Origin of the sequence: Alcanivorax sp. 97CO-5 (genome assembly GCF_000524665.1) — a bacterium.
GTDB classification, from domain to species: Bacteria; Pseudomonadota; Gammaproteobacteria; order Pseudomonadales; family Alcanivoracaceae; genus Alcanivorax; species Alcanivorax borkumensis.
Map to the genome: position 1 here is coordinate 52278 of NZ_KI965907.1, position 18032 is coordinate 70309.

An 18032-nucleotide genomic window follows, 5' to 3' on the forward strand; every position below is an offset into this window, starting at 1 on the left:
ATTGTCCGGCGGTGCGGTGTCTGAGCATTGTTGGGCAATCTAAGCCAGACCTGAGGCCAGAAGGAATGCTGCTAGTACCATTTTAATGTTTGCGATCATAGTGTTACTGGTCCAGCCGCACTATTTAATGGTAATTCGTAACGCGCCATTTTGGCCATGTGTCGGGAAGTCAGGGCGGGTCAATAGAGGGTAACAAAGAGTTGAGTCATTGAGGCAACCTCCGAAACGAGTATGCTGATGCGCTTGATCTAAAAAACGGTAAGCCTGGATGTCGCATAACAACACACAATCATTGGCGATCGCCTGCTGGGATTTATCCTGGCTGCTTCAGCGCGATATTCGCGATGGTGCTTTTGCTTCGCTGGAGCGTGTGTTCGATGAGACTCAACAACGGGGCTTTAATACCCTGCGGTTGGACCCCTGCCCCCACTTGATCGCTACCCCTGAAAACGGCATCCATATGGATCGCTGTGAACTGATGCCCCAAGGTGCGCCTGCGACTGAGGTAAAAATTCGTCATCAGCTCCAGCAGGTATTGCAATCGGCCCACGAGCGGGGACTGAAGGTTTGGTTCAGCAGCCGTTTCATTAATGACAGCCGCGCCCGCCGGTCCTTTGTGCGGCGCCCGGAAGATTATGTCCGGGTATGGAGCGAAACCCTCTCGCTGATAGAGCAGTGGGGCTATCTGCACGATGTAGCAGGGGTTGATTTCTGCTACCAGTTTCCTTCCCTACCCTATGCCCACGGCGTGGCCAGGCGGGTTTTCAAGCGCTCGCCAGAGCGCTCGTTGCCATCGCACTGGTCCGCTGCCGCCGGCGAGCGACTGGAGGATTACCTGCGCGAAGTCCCCCGCGCGTTGCATGCCTTGTTTCCGTCGGTACCCGTCGGCCTGAGCACCACCGTGGCGCTCAGCGAACAGTTTCGACAACTGGACACCAGTGAACTGGATTTCCTCGATTTCAGTGTGTGGCTAGATAATGATCCACGCTATCGACTAGCCAGCGGCGACGCCCTGCCGGCTTCCGGCATGCTAGGCAAACTGGCCAACCCTATGAAGCAGCTGTTGCTGGATGCCGGCGGTATGCACTGGCAGCGGCGGCTGGAAGATCAGCTGCAACGGCGCATGGCTTTTACTCGCTTGCGTCGGCTACAACCGGTAATCAGTGAAGGCTTCGTGCGCCAGCCGCAGAATCTGCACAAGCTGCCTACCGGCTGGGCAGACTTGCACGAAATGATGGTAGTAAATGCCTTGACCCAAGGGGTGGAAACGCTAACCCCGACCTCGTTAGCGTGTCCAGATTACCCCTGGTTGTGGCAGGAAGAAGAGTACCTCGCCCATCTGAATCACCTTATTCTATCTGGTCATTCATAGCCCCAAGCCACATCGTGCCAAGGTCTGGTGATTTACAATAGCCACTGGCGTCGCGCCAGAAACGTTAGGGCCTGTTTGCCATTGAAACCTGATCAAGCTGTTGGGGACCAAACACGCGGTCATCCAATATATTTGGCGCGTAGGAAGTCATAGCCTTATTTTAGAAGAACTAAAAATGCGTGGCGGTGAAAACGAAGCTTCTGTGAACAGCACGATCAAATCAACGCCGTTTGCCCCTCTGTTGGGCCGCCCAACCAGCATAGCGCCGATACTCGCACAGTGGGCGCAAGTCGTGGTGTGGGCACCGGAATCACCGGCCTGAATAGAAAAATCATCGTAAATCACCCCTCCAAGCATCTTTAAGATGCAATTTAGCTGTACACGAAGGAGGAATCCGGGTATCTTCACTCCCAGCTAAAAGATCGTACTTGAATCACGCACTTCATTTCGTTGTTTTCTCTGTATAACTCGTCCTGCAGTTCCGAAGTCCAAGTCCCCGTTTTTCAGCTACTTACGCCATTGAGGCGAAACTTCATTTTTTCAGGAATAGTGTTATGTCTACAGTTAAAGGCACCGTTAAGTGGTTCAACGAAGCAAAAGGTTTTGGTTTCCTAGAGCAGGAAAACGGCCCAGACGTTTTCGCTCACTTCAGCGCCATCACTGGTTCCGGTTTCAAAACCCTGGCTGAAGGCCAAGCGGTTGAGTTCACCGTAACCCAGGGCCCTAAAGGCCCACAGGCTGAGAACATCGTCGCTCTGTAAGCGATCGTTCCAGTTAAAAAAGGCGCCCTTGTGGCGCCTTTTTTGTGTCTAATTTGCTCTAACGCATAAGCATCTCATGGCATAACCCTTACCCACATTGCCCCATTTGGGGTATACCCTGGCTTAACACCAAGCGCCATAATCATCATTGCATTCGCCTGAACACTTATCTGATAGGGAACTTGTGATGAAGAAACTCACCTACGCCACCCTGGCTCTGGCCATTTTTGCTGGCGCCGCAATTGTGTCTGAAGTGCCTCTGGTCGATGAAGCTCGCGCAGAATGTAGCAGCATCTGGGCCAGCTGTTCCGAATCAGAAACATCTGAGCTGCAATCCGAGCTAGATAATGCCGGCTGACCTCTCCGGGCCGCCCGCTTGGGCGGCCCATCCCCGCCAAAATGAAACAGTTTTTTTCTAGCAGAAAGTATGCAGAAGCGCGCCTTTTCCTTTTACTGGTGGCGGGCTCTCTGGCGATTCTTTTCAACCATTTCTACCACGTAACCTATAGCGACCTGTCCCAGTGGAAAGGCGGAGGCATGGGCATGTTCTCCACCCAGGACGCCCCCGGCACCCGGGTAGTTTCGATTATGCTTGAAACCCCAGAGCAACAATTTCTTGCCAACAGCCAAGCTTTAGGTCGGCCACTTGCTCATTTCAATGCCATGCCGACGATAGAGAACCTTCTATCCCTTTGTCACTATGCAGCCAACAAAGTGTGGCTACCTAGTGGCACCGTGAGAACCGTTACCCTGAATGACCAAACCCTGCGCAGCTACGCTGTCGCCGGCCTTTCCGGAGACAAAACCAGCAGTCATCAGCCTCTAGCCGTAACAGGCTTGCAGCTGGTGGCATGGAAAACCTTGCTTGACGTGCCCACCGGCGCCCTTACCCGCACCCCTCTGGGCAGCGCCTACTGGAATAACGCGGAGGGCTGCCGTGTTAAACACTGACGCCATCAACCGGCGACTGAGCACCACCCTCACGTCGCCGCTATTGGAAAAGTTGTGTGGCCGGGAGCAACAGGATTTTCTTGCCGTCGTTGGGGCTTTAACTCTGGGCATCCTGATTTTTCATGGCTTTCCCCATGTCTATTTCGCCATCCCTTTCCAACTGTTGGTCATCAGTTACCTGGTCTGGCCAGCGCTACTGCGACAAGGCCCCTTCTGGTTTGTGGTCTTTTTATTCAGCTCCGCAGCCTTATGGTTGAACTGGACACACGCGGATAACCACAAATACCTGCTTTGTTACTGGGTATTCAGTCTGTTTCTAGCATTCGACAACACGATTGATCGGCCCGCTTTTCTAAGGCGCTGTGCTCGTTATCTGCTTTTCTTCACCATGATGATGGCCGTGGTACAGAAAACCCTCTCTCCGGATTACCTAAGTGGCGATTTCTTTGAGTTTATTCTCATGACAGATAGCCGCTTTAGTGCTCTGGGCTCACTGGTAACGGGGATGGATGGCGATATTTTCTCTGAAAACCGCCAACTTTATGTACGGGCACTAGACCCCTTACTTGCCGACCAACCCACCGCCACACTGCACAGCTCTGAGGCCTTGCATCGCTTGGCGTTGGTGATTACTTGGGTCAACTATGTAGACCAAATTGCCATTGCCGTCATGTTACTGCTTCCACTCTCCCGGCGCGGTGAAATTTTCAAACATCTGCTGTTGATGGCTTTTATCATTCCTGTTTACGCAGTAGCTCCGGTCATCGGGTTTGGCTGGTTGATCATCATTTGGGGATATTGTCTGGTGCCTAACGACGTGGCCGGCTTAAGGCTAGGCTACTTGGGGTTATTCCTGTTACTTTGTATCTACGAGTTTCCTTGGCTGAGCCTCTTGGTTTATTCCCCATGACCCCCAATCCAAACGACACCTATCTGGTTTACGATGGCGAATGTCCCGCCTGCCGTAACTATGTGCGCTTTATCCGTTTCCGTAACACGATTGGGCCATTACATCTAATTGATGCCCGCCAAGCGCCGCAATGGGTAGCCCATATGCAGGAAAAGGGCATTTCCTTGGATGACGGCATGGTATTACTCCTCAACGGTCACTATCTCCATGGCGCCGATGCGGTGCACCATATCGCCTTACTCAGCAGCCCAAGCGGCCTATTTAATCGCATTAATGCTTTTGTGTTTCGCTCCCGCAAGCTGTCTCGTTGCCTTTATCCTGTGCTTAAAATATGCCGCAACACACTGCTGTTTCTTATGGGGAAAAAGCCGCTAAATACCCACTAACCTCTACCCATTTACCCCGCTCCAAACCCCTTACCAGCATATCGAATACCGTGGTGCGCTAAACACAGATTTTCTATACTTAGCGGCTCACCGGTTCAGGGCGGATCAAGACTCAAACAATTCTTTGATGGGCATCAAATCCGGGTATTGCGCCTGTTCTTTCTTCGCCTGGGCCTGAAAGGTCAACATCATATCGTCGGGCCGGAACATACCCGCTTGCCATGTAGCCATGTATTTCAGGCTATCCTCAACACTGTGGTCACGGCTGTAATTAAGCATTTCCTTGCAGCCCATCACCGCCAGCGGAGAATTCGCAGCTATATCCGCAGCAATGCCCATCACGGCCGCTAGCATGTCATGCGTATTACCGTAAACACTATTGACCAGCCCTTGCTCCGCCGCCTCTTGGGCGCCAAACTTGCGACCGGTATAGGCCAGCTCCCTCACCAGGCCTTGGGGCATCAACTTAGGCAGACGCTGAAGTGTGCCCACATCCGCAGTCATACCTAGCGGGGTTTCCTTGATGGTAAAGAACGCGTCCTCTGTGCAGTAACGACTGTCCGCCGCACATACCAAATCCAATGCGCCACCAATACAGCCTCCCTGAATCGCCGCCAACACTGGAATTCGCACCTGCTCGAGCACACTCAGACAATCTTGCAGCTGCAGCACCACCCGGCGAAGGTTCTCTGCCATTCGTCCCGGATCCCCTCCCATTGGGACACCACTAGGATCCGAAAACACCGCCAAATCCATGCCCGCAGAAAAGTGTTTGCCTGTGGAAGAAATCACCACCACTCGAGCATCAGTGCTCGCCTCTATATCCCGCAAGCAACGGGGCAACTCCAGCCAAAAATCCTTGTTCATACTGTTCAGCGATTCAGGACGGCTGAATTGCACGTGGGCAATAAAATTTTGCACGGTAACATCAAACGAGCGGTATTCAGGTAACGCAGACATGCGTCTTCTCTCCCATTGTTATAAGCACCATTGCCAATGGCTTCCGGCATTTGCAACACAGCCTTACCCAATCTGCCCACATTGAACAGATCCGATCACGCACTAAACTGTGCTCATGACGACATTTTAGAATTCGCCCCCCACCATTAGTACCCAATCCATTAACCACCATTTAGTGTTCCTAGAAACACCATAAAAAACGGCGCGGGGAGCTGGCGCGCCGTTTTTCCTCTGCGTGCTTTCAAGGCACGCAATGATCAATTCATCTCTCATCCCCAAAGCAATAAGAACACCAGCTCGCACAACACCACGCTGGCCCCAAGCGTATCACCGGTATAGCCGCGTAGGTGTCGCCAAAGATATCCACCCCACAGCAACGCCACCACAACAACAGATAACAGCGCAGGAATTACCGCACCCGCCAGAGCCGCCACAACCACGGTCAGCGCGGTAGCCACACACAACCGTTGCGTACTAAACCCTTCTGCCACCGGTTTGCTTTTACTGGTATTTGGATCCGTTACATACGGCAAAAATCGCATTAACCACAATGGCGTTAACCGGCTAACGACCGGGCTCAGCAATAAGGCAAGCCAGACCGTTTTCGCCTCCGCCAGCAACAGGCCCTTTAACCCCAACGCCATGATCAGCGCCACCGTCCCATAGGTGCCAATGCGGCTATCTTTCATGATTTCAAGGCGCCGGGCCACGGTATAGCCACCCCCTAGCGCATCCACGCTGTCCGCCAGCCCATCCTCATGAAAAGCCCCGGTGATCCACAGGTGGAACACCAATATTAGCGCCACACAAATTCCAGTGGCCCAGAAAGCATCGAGCAATACAAATAAGCCCGCGTACAGCGCGCCCAGCAACAGCCCCACCAGAGGAAAATACACGCTGGAGCGATTCATTAAGGTCTGGCTGTAATCAATACGTACCAGCATCGGTATTCGGGTGAGAAAACCCACCGCCAGCCAGAACGCCTGCCACTCTTCTTGCCAGTCTCTGTGGGTAAACCTTTGCTGCGCGTGGTGATGACTTTGATGCTTCTTCATTAGGCTTCCTGCTATCAATCACGATAAGGCTATCTCTTTTCCCGCTGCGCGACGCCATACCGAACAAGGCGCACAACTAGGCGCCCAGGCTAATGATAAAATGCGACGTGGAGACGAGAAAGAACGCCTTCCTCTCGCCCTCGGGGGCATCCCCCCGCTGGCCAAAACAACGCAACGGCCTGGCGCTGTGACACATTACTGCACGGAAGCGCGGCATAACTCCAGCCATCGTTCGATCCCCGGGCTACGGTACTTTTGGCGGTGCAACACAAAATAGAATTCCCGATTGAAGTCACGGTGTGGCACCGACAACTCCACCAAAGACCCTCGCTTGAACGCCTCTTGCAAGCACACCCGCGACAGACAACTAATCCCCAACCCTGTTTCCACCGCCCGTTTAATGGCCTCAGTGTGTTCCAGCTCTAGGGCCAGATCTAACTCAGCCACCAGGCCATGCAAAGCCCGCTCGAAGGTCTGACGAGTACCCGAGCCCGACTCACGGACAATCCAGTGGGCCGCGCGCAGGTCCTCATCAGTAAGCGCTTGCTTACTTGATAGCGGATGATCCGGGCTACAGAAGACCACCAGCTCGTCCTCCCGCCAAGGTAACAGCTCCAGATCTGGATGATTCAGCTCACCCTCTATCAGGCCCAGATCCAGCTCAAAGCTCAGCACCCGATCAACAATGGAGCGAGTATTAGCCACCTCCAAGTGCACCCGGGCGCCGGGCTGCTGAGCCATGTAATCCGCCATAATCGCCACCGCCAGATAATTGCCAATGGTCAGAGTGGCGCCCACATTCAGACGTCCCAAGTCCCGGCGGGATTGCAGATCGGATTCCAGCTCACGGGCCTGGGCCAGCAGCGCTTCTGCACGGGGCCAGAACTGGCGGCCCAGCTCATTGAGCTTCAATCGCTTGCCGGCCCGCTCAAAAAATTTTATATCGTAAAGGCCTTCCAGTTCCTTAAGTGCCCCGGAAGCCGCCGACTGAGACATGCTCAGATGGAGAGCCGCATGGCTCACATTTTCAAAGTGCGCAATGGCCAGAAAGACTTCCAGCTGCCTGAGGGTATAGCGCATGACCATCTCCTTATGGTTGAATGAGAATTATTATTAAATATAATATATCGGATTTCCCGATAACATCTATCGGTATAACCCATTTTACCGATAACCTCCATTCGGTTAAATTTCCACCATCTGGAATTTTGGAATAAGCGCTGATTTAATTATGTCTAATTTGAATACCGAAACCGTCAAAAGCGTTCGCCACTGGAACGACACCCTGTTCAGCTTTACCACCAGCCGGGACCCGGGTTTCCGTTTCAAAAACGGACATTTCACCATGATTGGTCTGGAGCAGGACAACGGCCGCCCACTGCTGCGCGCCTATTCCATTGCCAGCGCGAACTATGAGGAAGAACTGGAATTTTTCAGCATCAAGGTGCAAGACGGCCCGCTGACGTCCCAGCTGCAAAACATTCAGCCGGGCGACAAGATCTACGTGAGCCGCAAGCCCACCGGCACGCTAGTCGCCGACCACTTGCTGCCGGGCAAAAACCTGTGGTTGCTATCCACTGGCACGGGCCTCGCACCGTTCATGAGCATCATCAAGGATCCGGAGGTGTACGAACAGTACGACCGCGTCATTCTCACCCACGGGGTGCGTCATGTCTCCGAGTTGGCCTACCAGGACACCATTGAACACGAGCTGCCAAACAACGAGTTCTTCGGTGAGTTCGTTAACGGCAAACTGCTCTATTACCCCACCGTCACTCGAGAGCCGTTCCGCAACGAAGGTCGCCTCACCGACCTGATGACCAGCGGCAAGATTTTCGAGGACCTGGGCCTGCCCAAACCAAGCCTGGAAAACGACCGCTTCATGCTGTGTGGTAGCCCGGCCATGCTCAAAGACACCACCAAGATCCTCGACGACTGGGGCTTCAAGGAAACCCGCGGTGGCGAGCTGGGTGAGTACGTGATCGAACGAGCGTTTGTAGAGAAATAACACAAGACGCAACATGTTTTTCGCTGTATTCAATACGCGATAGCAAGCGTTTGACGTTCACCGCCACTTTTTTGGGGTCTGCCTCATTCTACGCAACGCAAAAACTTCGTTAGGCATGCCGCTCTCGCCACTGGCTGGGCGTCATGCCCATCGAGACCTTAAAAGCGCGGGTGAAATTGGCCGGGTCGGCAAAGCCCAGCAACTGGCTAATACGCTGAATTTCCATATCGGACGCTGCCAGCAGATGGCAGCTGTCACGGCGTCGGGCTTCTTCTAGCAGCGACTGAAAGCCCAGCCCCCTTTCCTGCAAACGGCGCCGCAAGGTACGTGATGTTAGGTGTAGATGTTCGGCAAGCTGCTCCGGCGTCGGGTAGCCCTCAGCATCGAGAACTAACAGCTCACGCACCTGACGCAGCAGGGTATCGCCTGGGGCCAATAAGACACTCTCCCGCTCACATTGGATCAAAGCCTGACTCAATGCTTCCGGGTTTGCCGTGGGCAACGGGCTGTCCAGCCACCGCACCGCATCCGCCGCCCATATACCTGCCCTAGCCTGACGATAACGCACCAAAACCACACTATCGTCCAGGGTTTGGGCTGACGCCATCGGCTCGCCCTGCAACCAAATTTCCGGCATCAGCGACAGGCCCGGAAGGATAAACCGCATGCCACTGGCCATGCTGCCCAGCATGGAGCCCAGCACCAGATCTCGCACTGTGGCTGGCAACATCACTTCCGGCAGCAACTCAAAAAACAGGCCGCTACCTTCGACCTTTACTTCAAGGGCGGCACTACGGCCCCGCAGGTCCCAGAAACGTTCCAGCAGGCCAATCGCTTCCCGGGCGGTACCCGCACACATGAGCAGGTAGCCTAAGTTGCCATGGGCAGTCAGAGGCATACGCTGCCCCACGGCCAAGCCAATGCCGTTGTCGCCGGTCGAGGCTGCCGCGGCCGCAAATACCTGAACGGTCTCCTGCAAAGACACTTGCCCAGAGGGGTCGTCCAACCGTGACGGGGCTAACTCGGCCCGCGCCAGCAGCGTATCCCGATCGACTCCCCGCTGAACAGCCACATCCACACACATGCGTGGATAGGTCACCGGCTGATTCCTTTGGCGAGTCCAGTCGGGGAATTGTGTCCAGGGTATGGTTGTTTTCGGCTCAATCAATTTGGCCACCAATGACAAGTGCTTTGTCCGCCAAGCATCTCACGCTCCCACTGCACTCACCAGTACCGTATAGGCCATCTCCCACCGTTCCTTTTCCGCCAGGAGGCTCAATATGAATGCACCGGCAAAGCCGCTTCACGATAATCCCGCCGATAGCCGACCGGCCATGATGATTCCCACCGTCCGCCGCCCGGAGTTCGACCTAGCTGACGATGTGCCTAAATACTGGTGGGATAGCGACCCGGTTAAAACCTTGATGCTCAGCGCCCTGTCTGCCAGCTTTCCCGCCGGAGAGCGATTTTTCATCGACTCAGTGCGCCATTACCAAGACCGCATTAACGACCCGGAGCTGAAAACGGCGGTACACGCTTTTATCGGCCAAGAAGCCCACCACTCCAAAGAGCACAAACTGCTCAATGGCTACCTGGAAGAGCGAGGGGTTGGCCTTGGCCGCTTAGATCGTGAAATTCAGGTTTTTATGGACTGGATGCGCAAGAACCTGTCGCCGGAACGGCAGCTGGCCCACACCGTGGCAGTGGAACATCTCACCGCATTAATGGCCGAGGAGTTTCTGCTCAAGTATAGCGCTCTGGATGAAATGGATCCGCGCATGGCGCCGATCTGGGCTTGGCATGCCATTGAAGAGTCCGAGCACAAGGCAGTGGCGTTTGATGTGTACAAGCAAATCGGGGGCAGTGAACTCACCCGCATCACAGAAATGGCCTTCGTGAGCGTTCTATTCCCGCTCTTTTCTACCCTGCATTTGGCACAACTAATGAAGGAGCAGGGCGAGTTGACCAATGTGAAGTCGTGGCTGGGCGGCCTCAATTATATGTGGGGCAAACCTGGGGTATTCCGCAAGCTGCTGCCCTCCTACTTCAGATTCTACAGCCCGAGCTTCCATCCCTGGCAGCACGATTCCCGCGACCTTGTGGAAAAAGCCAAGAAAAAATGGCTCGGTAACTGGGCCTGATTTTCATTTTTTCGGGAGACCACACGTCCGGGTGCCTGATGCCTTAAATCACAGATACAAACTTAAAAAAATTGTGTTTTATGGCCTCCGGCGCCCGGGGAGTCTCATTCCACTTCGACCAGATCAAAGCTCTGTTTAATCTTCCCTCCCTCACGAATCGAGGTAAGCACGCTATTCAAGCGTGTCGGATCAAACGCCTGCGTCTGCAACTTGGCAATCTCGACATACAGGTTGGTTGCCGCTAGCACATTACTGGAGATGTCTTGGTCGCTATGTACCACGCCAAAACTCACGTCCGGGCCGATCAGGTCGATAGTCTTGTTATCCAGCAACAGAGTATCGAACTCTGAGACTAGCGCGTGGGTAACGGTGTATTGTCCAGCCGGAGTGGTAATTACCTGGGGCGTTTCAAATTCGATGGTTTCTCGTGATTTCACATAGGTCCCTGGCGCCGCTACCGCCATGGGCAAGGCAAGACCAAAGCGCACCGATTTCGCCTTGGCGGATTTCACGTTGCCCTCTTTGTCGATAACAAATTGACGGCGCAGACCCGGTTCCATGCCCAGCGCCATCACCCGCCCCGTTTCATCCTGCCAAGAGAGTCCTACTTCATAACCGTCATCAAATTCCTGCAACACTTCCCAGATAATAATCTGGTGTCCTCTGGCTGGATTTTTTATAACCGACTTGTCACCGACCTTTGCATCTTCATGGATATAAACGTGATCCGGCGCTTCCATTGCCGCAACCATGGGTACTTCCAGCAGGGAACAACCCTGCAGCATAGCCAGAGCAGAAAAACCTGCCATGTAGGCAAATCGACATTGCGTCATTAACCCCATACCTTCCCCCGATTAAAAATGCGCCGCAGCACTAAAAAGATAACATTACCGTATAATGTCGGACTACTGCGTTAATTTTTTATTCATTTTGTATGAGATCAGGTGGAGCAAGAGATCGCTATCACTTGTCCAACGACAAGCTCCACGTTTAGAGTCTGCAGAACACGGGGCATCACATAAAATGTTGGCGGGTAGCGAAGACGCATGCACACCGCGCCAGTTTATTCACCGGGTAGCGCTATTTTTTCGAGCTAGGCTGTAAGGTTACCGGCCGGGCTAATGCATCAGTGGCTTGCGGTGGTTTTTCGTCTAGGTCTTTTCGGGCGCCGCAGGCAACACATTCCATCCATTGCTGATCACCCTCTATGACGCGCTGTATCTTGTCCATCTGCCCACACTCAGGGCAGCTAGCACCAGCAATAAATTGGCGTTTCATCATCTCTCTCTAGTTAACGGCAAGCGCCCGGTGCCACACGTATTCGCGTCGACTCCGGGCGTTCGGTATCAGGTATTTTATCCATTAATCCCGCAATGACGTAGCAACGGTTCTACGCTCGGTTCACGACCACGGAACGCCTTGAAAAGCTCCATGGGTTCGCGGCTACCGCCTTTGGCAAGAATTTCCGTACGAAATGCCCGTCCGGTTTCTTCGTTGAACTCGCCCTCTTCTTCAAAGCGAGAATAGGCATCCGCCGATAACACTTCTGCCCATTTGTAACTGTAATAACCTGCGGCATAACCACCGGCGAAAATATGCCCGAAGCTATTGGGGAAACGGTTAAATGAGGGCGGCCGAATCACTGCTACTTGTTCGCGCACCTCATCCAATATCTGATAAATATTCAGCCCCGGCTGGTATTCAGCATGGATGCGCATGTCAAATAGAGAAAATTCAATCTGCCTCACCATCTGCATGGCACCCTGAAAGTTTTTTGCGGCAAGCATTTTTTCCAGCTTTTCCTTCGGTAACGGCTCGCCAGTTTGATAATGACCGGAAATCAGAGCAATGCCTTCCTCGGTCCAGCACCAGTTTTCCAAAAACTGGCTAGGCAGCTCCACCGCATCCCACGCCACACCATTAATCCCGGAAATACCGGACACATCTTGCTCGGTGAGCATGTGGTGTAAACCGTGGCCGAATTCATGGAACAGGGTCACGACTTCGTCGTGGGTCAACAAACCCGGCTTACCACCAGCCGGCGGGGCGAAATTACAGGTCAGGTAAGCCACCGGGGTCTGCACGCTGCCATCAGGCTGACGACGACGGATGCGAGCATCATCCATCCAAGCCCCCCCACGCTTGCCAGTACGGGCATACATATCCAGATAGAACGCCGCACGGACACCGCCATCGTCATCCACCAACTCGTAGAAGCGCACATCCTCATGCCAAGTGTCCACGTCTTTGCGTTGTTTAAACTGAATGCCGAACAGCTTGCCGACCACCGAAAACATGCCATTGATTACCGTGTCTGCCGGGAACCAGGGGCGCAACTCTTCTTCTGAAATGTCGTAGCGGGCTTCGCGTAAACGCTCACTCCAAAAACCAATATCCCATGGATTCAAATCCCCCACACCTTGCTCGGCAGCAAACGCTTTGAGTTCCGCTAGCTCCTGCTCCGCCTGGGGTTTGGCGCGGCGCGCCAAGTCTTCGAGAAACTGTACAACCTCACTAACATCTCTGGCCATTTTCGTCGCCAAAGACTTTTCCGCGTAGTTAGCGAAACCCAATAGCTGAGCCTGTTGATGTCGCAGCGCCAGGATCTCATCGATAATTTTCGCATTATCAAACTGGCCAGCTTGTGGACCTTGATCAGAGGCCTTGGTGGTCCAAGCGGTATATATCTCTTTACGCAGTTCTGCGTTCTTACAGTGGCTCATCACCGCAATAAAAACCGGGGCGTCCAGGGTCAGTAGCCAACCCTCTTTGTCCTCTGCTTTAGCCCGATCTGCGGCGCCGGCCTTCGCGCTTTCGGGCAAGCCATCGAGTTCATTTTCATCGGTGATGTGTTTGCTCCATGCTTGAGTAGCATCAAGCGCGTTATCCGAGAATTTGCTGGTCAACTCAGATAACCGTTTTGAATTTTCCATGTATTGCGTTTTCTTTTCTTCCGGCAAGTCCACACCGGACAAACGGAAATCGCGCAGAGTATTGTCGATATCTTTTTGCTGGGCTTCACTCAGCGTGGCCCACTGATCGCTATCGCGCAGCGCCTGATAGGCAGCACAAAGGGCCGTATTCTGCCCCACTTCAGTACCGTATTCGCTAAGCAGCGGCAGGCAACTATTATAGGCATTACGCAAGGTTTCATTCTGGGCCACGGCATTCAAATGCCCGGCCGGGCCAAATGCCTTGCCGAGACGGTCATCTTCCTGATCCAATGCCTGTACCAGGTGGTCATAATCGAAATCACCTTCGGCCAGCACCTGCTCGATACGGGCACGGCCCTCTGCTACCAGCTGCTCCACGGCAGGGAGAACATGTTCTGGCCGGATCTGTGAAAAAGGGGGAAGTGCTGGATAATCAATCAGCGGATTGTTGCTCATGGGTGTCCTGTCCTGCTTCGGGTTCAGCGTGTGTCTGCGCGGGCGGCAGCCGGTGACGAGCAGTGTCGTCCGGCTGCAACAGCATCTGGAATACCAGCCACTTGCTTAGCAGAAAAACGCCAAGCAAGATCAGTATGGCTAACATTATATGGGCGGGCTGGCGTTGCATGCTCGTCCCTGGCCATTGAAATGAACTATCGAGTGTATCAGTGATGGGGATTCGCCGCTTTGAAGACAAGGCCCCGCAGTTGGGGAAACGGGTATTTGTAGATGAGGACGCCACCGTGATTGGCGAGGTCATACTGGGCGACGATTGTTCGGTGTGGCCCAAGGCTGTGATTCGGGGCGACATGCACGCTATTCGTATCGGTAACCGGGTCAGCATTCAGGATAACGCTGTACTACACATCACTCACGACTCCCCGTTCAATCCCGGCGGCTTCGGGCTGCAGGTCGGCGACGATGTCACCCTGGCTCACCAAGCCATGTTGCACGGCTGCACCCTCGGCAACCGGGTCATGGTGGGTATGCAGGCAATCATTATGGACGGTGCTATTGTGGAAGACGATGTGATTGTCGCCGCCGGCTCATTGGTTGGGCCGGGCAAACACCTTGAAAGCGGCCACCTGTATCGCGGCCAACCCGCGCGCAAAATCCGCCCGCTCACCGAGAAAGAAAAAGCCTTTTTGCCTTATGTGGCGGGTAATTATGTGCGCTTGAAAGATCGATATTTGAAAAGCAGCCAATAATCAGAACATCTAGTAGCTGAGCAAAAATTAAGCGCTTCCTAATCGGTGATTATTCCCTTCGTTCACTTTCCTGATCGCACGTAAGCAAGCTCACAGCTAAATTTTCCACATGAACGACATGTTGCCAAAACTGGCGCTTTCATCCCGGCTGCGCAGAGGCGAGGTGGAGCTTTGTATTGCCAAAGTGAACGAAAAGGTATCCCAGTGAACGCCGCCGCCCGCGGTCACACCCAACACCCCGTCGCGCGTTTCCACGTTATATTGCCTAGCGTGGGTCTCCAGGTAGGAATATCCAATATACTCACCAAAAGTGGAGATAAAAACTTCCCAGCCGAAGCCTGTGCCATCAAACAGCCCAACCAATGAGCCGGCTGTACCAATACCCGCATAGTCAGGAATAAAATTACGCGGCAGATTGTGACCCACACGAAAGAAGCCACCGGCGGAACTGGTCCCGTGAAAATTGTTGGCATCTACACCCCAGGCATAACCGAGCTCACCCTGAAGCGCTGAATCCCACTGGAACTGTTTGAAACGGCGGGCATTAATGAAATAGAGGCCGCCAATCAAGTCCGTGCCCAACTGGTTATCCCACCCCTGCGGCTCATCAGACCCGGTGACCTTGTGGGCCAATTTTTGGCTTTGCTCCGCGCCCGAAGACGGACCCACTACACCAAGTCGCATGCCGTACCCTACCAGGCTATCGTCATCCCAACTGAACAGCCCCATTTCCAGGTTGCTGTATCCCGCATAAGGTAAATCATTGTAATTGGGGGCGGACTGACTGATATCCTTAGGCGTAATCATCATCTGTTCTAAGCTGAACGTCAGAGCATGTTGATCATCACGGAAGGCAATCCCCGGCAAGGGCGACATAAAACCCGCCACGCCACAGGTAACACTGCTATTACTCTCACAATGATCGTGAGCCTCGCCCACCCAACTGATACGCACGCCATTGGTGTAATGCCCGTCAGAACCAACAAACAAGTCATTATCCCAGGACAAGCCGAATGTAGAAGCTATAACACTTACTGGCAGCAATACGCCTAACAACAGAATAAAGCGCAGAAACATATTTCACTCGGCATCAATGTGAAGCGGCCCTGATGATGAGCCGTCCCCCAACGCACAGGGGGGTTAAAAACGCCAACGACGCTGCATGACCAAAAACGCAAACGATGCTGACCACGTTATCAATATCAAACCATTCAGGGCTTCTACCCCAGCAATCAGACGCAAGGTTCCCACTGGAAATAGATCCCCCAACCCCAAAGAGGTATAGCAAGCGGCAGAGAAATACAGGTGATCCAAAAAACTGCCGTTCACCGCCCCGCCAATGCTCATGGCAGTATCTCCCACGTCCAACAGCAGATACACCCAAGCATAGAGTGTTATTTCCACCATGTGAGCCGCGAACATAACAATCACCACCACCAGGATTTCGCCGCGGAAACTTTTCCAGCGCTTAAGTAAGCCTGACAGGCTAGCCAAGGTCCAATAATGCAACATCACCGTAGCCAGCACCATGATCAGACTGACCACAGACGCGTACACGACCTCATACATTACTGTACCGTCAGCCATGGGCTGCTAACGCAACGAGGCCATGACGGGCGCGGTATTCGGACGCCAGCCCCGCCAGATTTCAAATGCTTCCGCGGCCTGCTCAACTAACATACCCAAACCATCCGCTGTAGCCGCAGCCCCTTTCTGCTCTGCCCAGCGCATGAACGGGGTTGGCTCACTACCATAAACCATGTCGTAGGCCACCGCGCCCTCTGCCAGCAAACCATCAGGCAAGGCGGGCATCTCACCGTGCAAGCCCGCCGAAATCGCATTAATTACCAGATCAAACTGCCCCATGAGGTTATCCAGGCCACCCCCCAGCACGGGTGGGCCTTCTCCTTTCATGACGTTGCCCGCCAAGGCTTCGGCTTTCTCCTTGGTGCGATTAGCAATGCGCAACAAGGTGGGCTCTTGCGCCAGTATCGGCCCCAGCACACCGCGCACAGCACCCCCCGCACCCAGAATAAGCACCCGCTTCTTACGAATTGTCCAACCCTGATTATCACGGATATCTTTTACCAAGCCCGCGCCATCGGTGTTATCCCCATGCAGCTGATCGCCATCCCACCACAGGGTGTTCACCGCACCGGCCTGGTCTGCCCGCTCGGTGATGGCATCACACAGCGCAAAGGCTTGCTCCTTAAAAGGAACGGTGACATTTGCCCCCAGCCCGCCGGCCTCACGGAAGGCCTGCACCGCCCCTGCGAAATCATCCAAGGGCGCTTCGCGTTTTTCATATTGCACGGGGTCGCTATGCTGGGCAGCGAATGCATGGTGAATTTCTGGCGAACGCGAGTGACTTACCGGATTACCAAAGACACAATATAACCCGGTATCCGCCCTGTCTTTTTCTCCGCTCATACCCACTCCCGGTGAATCAAAAATTTATGGTAAAGCTCACTCTCGGCACTGTTCGGTTCGGGGTGGTAATCGTAGTCCCAGCGTACCAACGGCGGCAGCGACATTAGGATTGATTCGGTACGGCCACCAGACTGCAGGCCAAAGATAGTGCCGCGATCGTAGACTAGGTTGAACTCCACATAACGACCACGGCGGTACAGCTGAAACTGGCGTTCGCGATCGCCAAATTCATGATCTTTACGGCGCGCCAAAATCGGCTGATAGGCCGGAACATAGGCATCACCGATGCTGCGCATCAAGGCAAAGCTCGTATCGAAATCAAACCGGTTCAGATCATCAAAAAACAGCCCCCCCACCCCGCGCGGTTCATTGCGATGCTTGAGATAGAAGTAATCATCACACCAGGTTTTGAATTCCGGATAGATTTCCTTACCAAATGGTTGGCAGGCAGCTTTAGCAGTCTGGTGCCAATGCACCACGTCCTCCTCGAAGCCGTAATAAGGCGTTAGGTCAAAGCCGCCGCCAAACCACCACACAGGGGCTTCGCCTTCTTTTTCTGCTACAAAAAAGCGGACATTGGCATGGCTAGTAGGAACGTAGGGATTTTTCGGATGAATCACCAGTGACACGCCCATGGCCTGAAAACTACGGCCGGCCAACTCCGGGCGCGCCTCAGTAGCCGAGGGCGGCAACTGCTCACCGAACACATGGGAAAAATTCACTCCACCCTTTTCAATCACGGCACCATTTTCCAGCACCCGACTACGACCACCCCCGCCTTGCTCCCGCTCCCAGCTATCTTCACGGAAAGTGGCTGCGCCGTCTTCAGCGCCCAGCGCATCGCAAATTCGGTCCTGCAAATCCAACAGGTAGTCTTTCACCGCCTGCAGCGAAACCTCTGACATGGTGCTCTCCCCCGG

Annotated in this window: 21 protein-coding genes; 9 read left to right on the plus strand and 12 right to left on the minus strand. The window is 53.8% G+C overall.

Annotation, left to right across the window (positions count from 1 at the left end; translation table 11 throughout):
- Positions 1 to 268: 268 nt before the first annotated feature.
- From Y017_RS13660 to Y017_RS13680, 6 genes are all read left to right on the plus strand, one after another.
- Positions 269 to 1372 (plus strand): cellulase-like family protein, encoded by a 1104-nt coding sequence (locus tag Y017_RS13660; RefSeq protein ID WP_035461501.1) that lies wholly within the window; start codon positions 269 to 271, stop codon positions 1370 to 1372.
- Positions 1373 to 1926: 554 nt separating this feature from the next.
- Positions 1927 to 2133: a cold-shock protein gene (locus Y017_RS13665; RefSeq protein ID WP_007149147.1), complete on the plus strand. Its 207-nt coding sequence runs from the start codon at positions 1927 to 1929 to the stop codon at positions 2131 to 2133.
- Positions 2134 to 2320: 187 nt separating this feature from the next.
- Entirely contained in the window at positions 2321 to 2491 is a 171-nt protein-coding gene (locus tag Y017_RS15265) for a hypothetical protein (protein ID WP_155849272.1), read from the plus strand.
- Between the two features lie 41 nt (positions 2492 to 2532).
- A complete protein-coding gene (locus Y017_RS13670) occupies positions 2533 to 3084 on the plus strand; it encodes a hypothetical protein (protein ID WP_035461503.1) in 552 nt (183 codons plus the stop codon).
- Positions 3071 to 3994, plus strand: a complete 924-nt coding sequence (locus Y017_RS13675; protein ID WP_011587448.1) for a hypothetical protein — start codon at positions 3071 to 3073, stop codon at positions 3992 to 3994. Before Y017_RS13670 ends, Y017_RS13675 begins: the two co-directional genes overlap by 14 nt.
- The gene (locus Y017_RS13680; RefSeq protein ID WP_035461505.1) at positions 3991 to 4380 is read left to right on the plus strand and encodes a DUF393 domain-containing protein; all 390 of its coding nucleotides are present in this window, start codon (positions 3991 to 3993) and stop codon (positions 4378 to 4380) included. The genes Y017_RS13675 and Y017_RS13680 overlap by 4 nt, the downstream gene beginning before the upstream one ends.
- Positions 4381 to 4485: 105 nt before the next feature.
- On the opposite strand, the gene Y017_RS13685 is transcribed toward Y017_RS13680, so the two are convergent.
- The 3 genes from Y017_RS13685 to Y017_RS13695 form a co-directional block, all read right to left on the minus strand.
- Positions 4486 to 5340, minus strand: a complete 855-nt coding sequence (locus Y017_RS13685; protein WP_035461510.1) for a crotonase/enoyl-CoA hydratase family protein — start codon at positions 5338 to 5340, stop codon at positions 4486 to 4488.
- A 269-nt stretch (positions 5341 to 5609) separates the two neighbouring features.
- Positions 5610 to 6395, minus strand: a complete 786-nt coding sequence (cobS, locus tag Y017_RS13690; protein ID WP_035461512.1) for an adenosylcobinamide-GDP ribazoletransferase — start codon at positions 6393 to 6395, stop codon at positions 5610 to 5612.
- Positions 6396 to 6590: 195 nt separating this feature from the next.
- Positions 6591 to 7475, minus strand: coding sequence for a LysR family transcriptional regulator (locus Y017_RS13695; protein WP_035461514.1), 885 nt, complete (start codon positions 7473 to 7475; stop codon positions 6591 to 6593).
- 151 nt (positions 7476 to 7626) lie between these two features.
- Here Y017_RS13695 and Y017_RS13700 point away from each other — a divergent pair, with 151 nt between their 5' ends.
- Entirely contained in the window at positions 7627 to 8403 is a 777-nt protein-coding gene (locus tag Y017_RS13700; protein WP_011587443.1) for a ferredoxin--NADP reductase, read from the plus strand.
- A gap of 109 nt (positions 8404 to 8512) precedes the next feature.
- Here the strand turns inward: Y017_RS13700 and Y017_RS13705 are convergent, their stop codons facing one another.
- Positions 8513 to 9502, minus strand: coding sequence for an AraC family transcriptional regulator (locus Y017_RS13705; RefSeq protein WP_231483522.1), 990 nt, complete (start codon positions 9500 to 9502; stop codon positions 8513 to 8515).
- Between the two features lie 181 nt (positions 9503 to 9683).
- Here Y017_RS13705 and Y017_RS13710 point away from each other — a divergent pair, with 181 nt between their 5' ends.
- The gene (locus Y017_RS13710; RefSeq protein ID WP_011587441.1) at positions 9684 to 10544 is read left to right on the plus strand and encodes a metal-dependent hydrolase; all 861 of its coding nucleotides are present in this window, start codon (positions 9684 to 9686) and stop codon (positions 10542 to 10544) included.
- 104 nt (positions 10545 to 10648) lie between these two features.
- Here Y017_RS13710 and Y017_RS13715 read toward each other — a convergent pair whose 3' ends face one another.
- The 4 genes from Y017_RS13715 to Y017_RS15350 form a co-directional block, all read right to left on the minus strand.
- Positions 10649 to 11377, minus strand: a complete 729-nt coding sequence (locus tag Y017_RS13715; protein WP_155849273.1) for a hypothetical protein — start codon at positions 11375 to 11377, stop codon at positions 10649 to 10651.
- A 247-nt stretch (positions 11378 to 11624) separates the two neighbouring features.
- Entirely contained in the window at positions 11625 to 11825 is a 201-nt protein-coding gene (locus Y017_RS13720; RefSeq protein WP_011587439.1) for a YheV family putative metal-binding protein, read from the minus strand.
- A gap of 74 nt (positions 11826 to 11899) precedes the next feature.
- A complete protein-coding gene (gene prlC, locus Y017_RS13725) occupies positions 11900 to 13933 on the minus strand; it encodes an oligopeptidase A (protein WP_035461525.1) in 2034 nt (677 codons plus the stop codon).
- The gene (locus tag Y017_RS15350; protein ID WP_035461527.1) at positions 13911 to 14102 is read right to left on the minus strand and encodes a hypothetical protein; all 192 of its coding nucleotides are present in this window, start codon (positions 14100 to 14102) and stop codon (positions 13911 to 13913) included. The genes prlC and Y017_RS15350 overlap by 23 nt, the downstream gene beginning before the upstream one ends.
- Before the next feature lie 43 nt (positions 14103 to 14145).
- On the opposite strand from Y017_RS15350, the gene Y017_RS13735 reads away from it, so the two are divergent.
- Positions 14146 to 14682: a gamma carbonic anhydrase family protein gene (locus Y017_RS13735; protein ID WP_035461529.1), complete on the plus strand. Its 537-nt coding sequence runs from the start codon at positions 14146 to 14148 to the stop codon at positions 14680 to 14682.
- Positions 14683 to 14778: 96 nt separating this feature from the next.
- On the opposite strand, the gene Y017_RS13740 is transcribed toward Y017_RS13735, so the two are convergent.
- The 4 genes from Y017_RS13740 to hemF all read right to left on the minus strand — a co-directional run bounded on the left by Y017_RS13740 (position 14779) and on the right by hemF (position 18017).
- Complete coding sequence (locus tag Y017_RS13740) at positions 14779 to 15759, minus strand: lipid A deacylase LpxR family protein (RefSeq protein ID WP_035461532.1); 981 nt, start codon at positions 15757 to 15759, stop codon at positions 14779 to 14781.
- A 63-nt stretch (positions 15760 to 15822) separates the two neighbouring features.
- Complete coding sequence (locus Y017_RS13745) at positions 15823 to 16269, minus strand: ion channel (RefSeq protein ID WP_101235032.1); 447 nt, start codon at positions 16267 to 16269, stop codon at positions 15823 to 15825.
- Positions 16270 to 16275: 6 nt separating this feature from the next.
- Complete coding sequence (gene aroE, locus Y017_RS13750) at positions 16276 to 17112, minus strand: shikimate dehydrogenase (protein WP_035461534.1); 837 nt, start codon at positions 17110 to 17112, stop codon at positions 16276 to 16278.
- Positions 17109 to 18017: an oxygen-dependent coproporphyrinogen oxidase gene (gene hemF / locus Y017_RS13755; RefSeq protein ID WP_035461537.1), complete on the minus strand. Its 909-nt coding sequence runs from the start codon at positions 18015 to 18017 to the stop codon at positions 17109 to 17111. Before hemF ends, aroE begins: the two co-directional genes overlap by 4 nt.
- Between the last annotated feature and the right edge of the window lie 15 nt (positions 18018 to 18032).

Bases quoted from the DNA above. Each gene is read 5' to 3' on its own strand.
- Y017_RS13715 (WP_155849273.1), bottom strand. From the start codon at position 11,377: ATGACGCAATGTCGATTTGCCTACATGGCAGGTTTTTCTGCTCTGGCT.
- Y017_RS13710 (WP_011587441.1), top strand. From the start codon at position 9,684: ATGAATGCACCGGCAAAGCCGCTTCACGATAATCCCGCCGATAGCCGA.
- Y017_RS13700 (WP_011587443.1), top strand. From the start codon at position 7,627: ATGTCTAATTTGAATACCGAAACCGTCAAAAGCGTTCGCCACTGGAAC.
- Y017_RS15350 (WP_035461527.1), bottom strand. From the start codon at position 14,102: ATGCAACGCCAGCCCGCCCATATAATGTTAGCCATACTGATCTTGCTT.
- Y017_RS13745 (WP_101235032.1), bottom strand. From the start codon at position 16,269: ATGGCTGACGGTACAGTAATGTATGAGGTCGTGTACGCGTCTGTGGTC.
- Y017_RS13660 (WP_035461501.1), top strand. From the start codon at position 269: ATGTCGCATAACAACACACAATCATTGGCGATCGCCTGCTGGGATTTA.
- prlC (WP_035461525.1), bottom strand. From the start codon at position 13,933: ATGAGCAACAATCCGCTGATTGATTATCCAGCACTTCCCCCTTTTTCA.
- Y017_RS13685 (WP_035461510.1), bottom strand. From the start codon at position 5,340: ATGTCTGCGTTACCTGAATACCGCTCGTTTGATGTTACCGTGCAAAAT.
- Y017_RS13665 (WP_007149147.1), top strand. From the start codon at position 1,927: ATGTCTACAGTTAAAGGCACCGTTAAGTGGTTCAACGAAGCAAAAGGT.
- Y017_RS13735 (WP_035461529.1), top strand. From the start codon at position 14,146: ATGGGGATTCGCCGCTTTGAAGACAAGGCCCCGCAGTTGGGGAAACGG.
- Y017_RS13680 (WP_035461505.1), top strand. From the start codon at position 3,991: ATGACCCCCAATCCAAACGACACCTATCTGGTTTACGATGGCGAATGT.
- Y017_RS13695 (WP_035461514.1), bottom strand. From the start codon at position 7,475: ATGCGCTATACCCTCAGGCAGCTGGAAGTCTTTCTGGCCATTGCGCAC.
- Y017_RS13670 (WP_035461503.1), top strand. From the start codon at position 2,533: ATGAAACAGTTTTTTTCTAGCAGAAAGTATGCAGAAGCGCGCCTTTTC.
- Y017_RS13740 (WP_035461532.1), bottom strand. From the start codon at position 15,759: ATGTTTCTGCGCTTTATTCTGTTGTTAGGCGTATTGCTGCCAGTAAGT.
- hemF (WP_035461537.1), bottom strand. From the start codon at position 18,017: ATGTCAGAGGTTTCGCTGCAGGCGGTGAAAGACTACCTGTTGGATTTG.
- aroE (WP_035461534.1), bottom strand. From the start codon at position 17,112: ATGAGCGGAGAAAAAGACAGGGCGGATACCGGGTTATATTGTGTCTTT.
- cobS (WP_035461512.1), bottom strand. From the start codon at position 6,395: ATGAAGAAGCATCAAAGTCATCACCACGCGCAGCAAAGGTTTACCCAC.
- Y017_RS15265 (WP_155849272.1), top strand. From the start codon at position 2,321: ATGAAGAAACTCACCTACGCCACCCTGGCTCTGGCCATTTTTGCTGGC.
- Y017_RS13720 (WP_011587439.1), bottom strand. From the start codon at position 11,825: ATGATGAAACGCCAATTTATTGCTGGTGCTAGCTGCCCTGAGTGTGGG.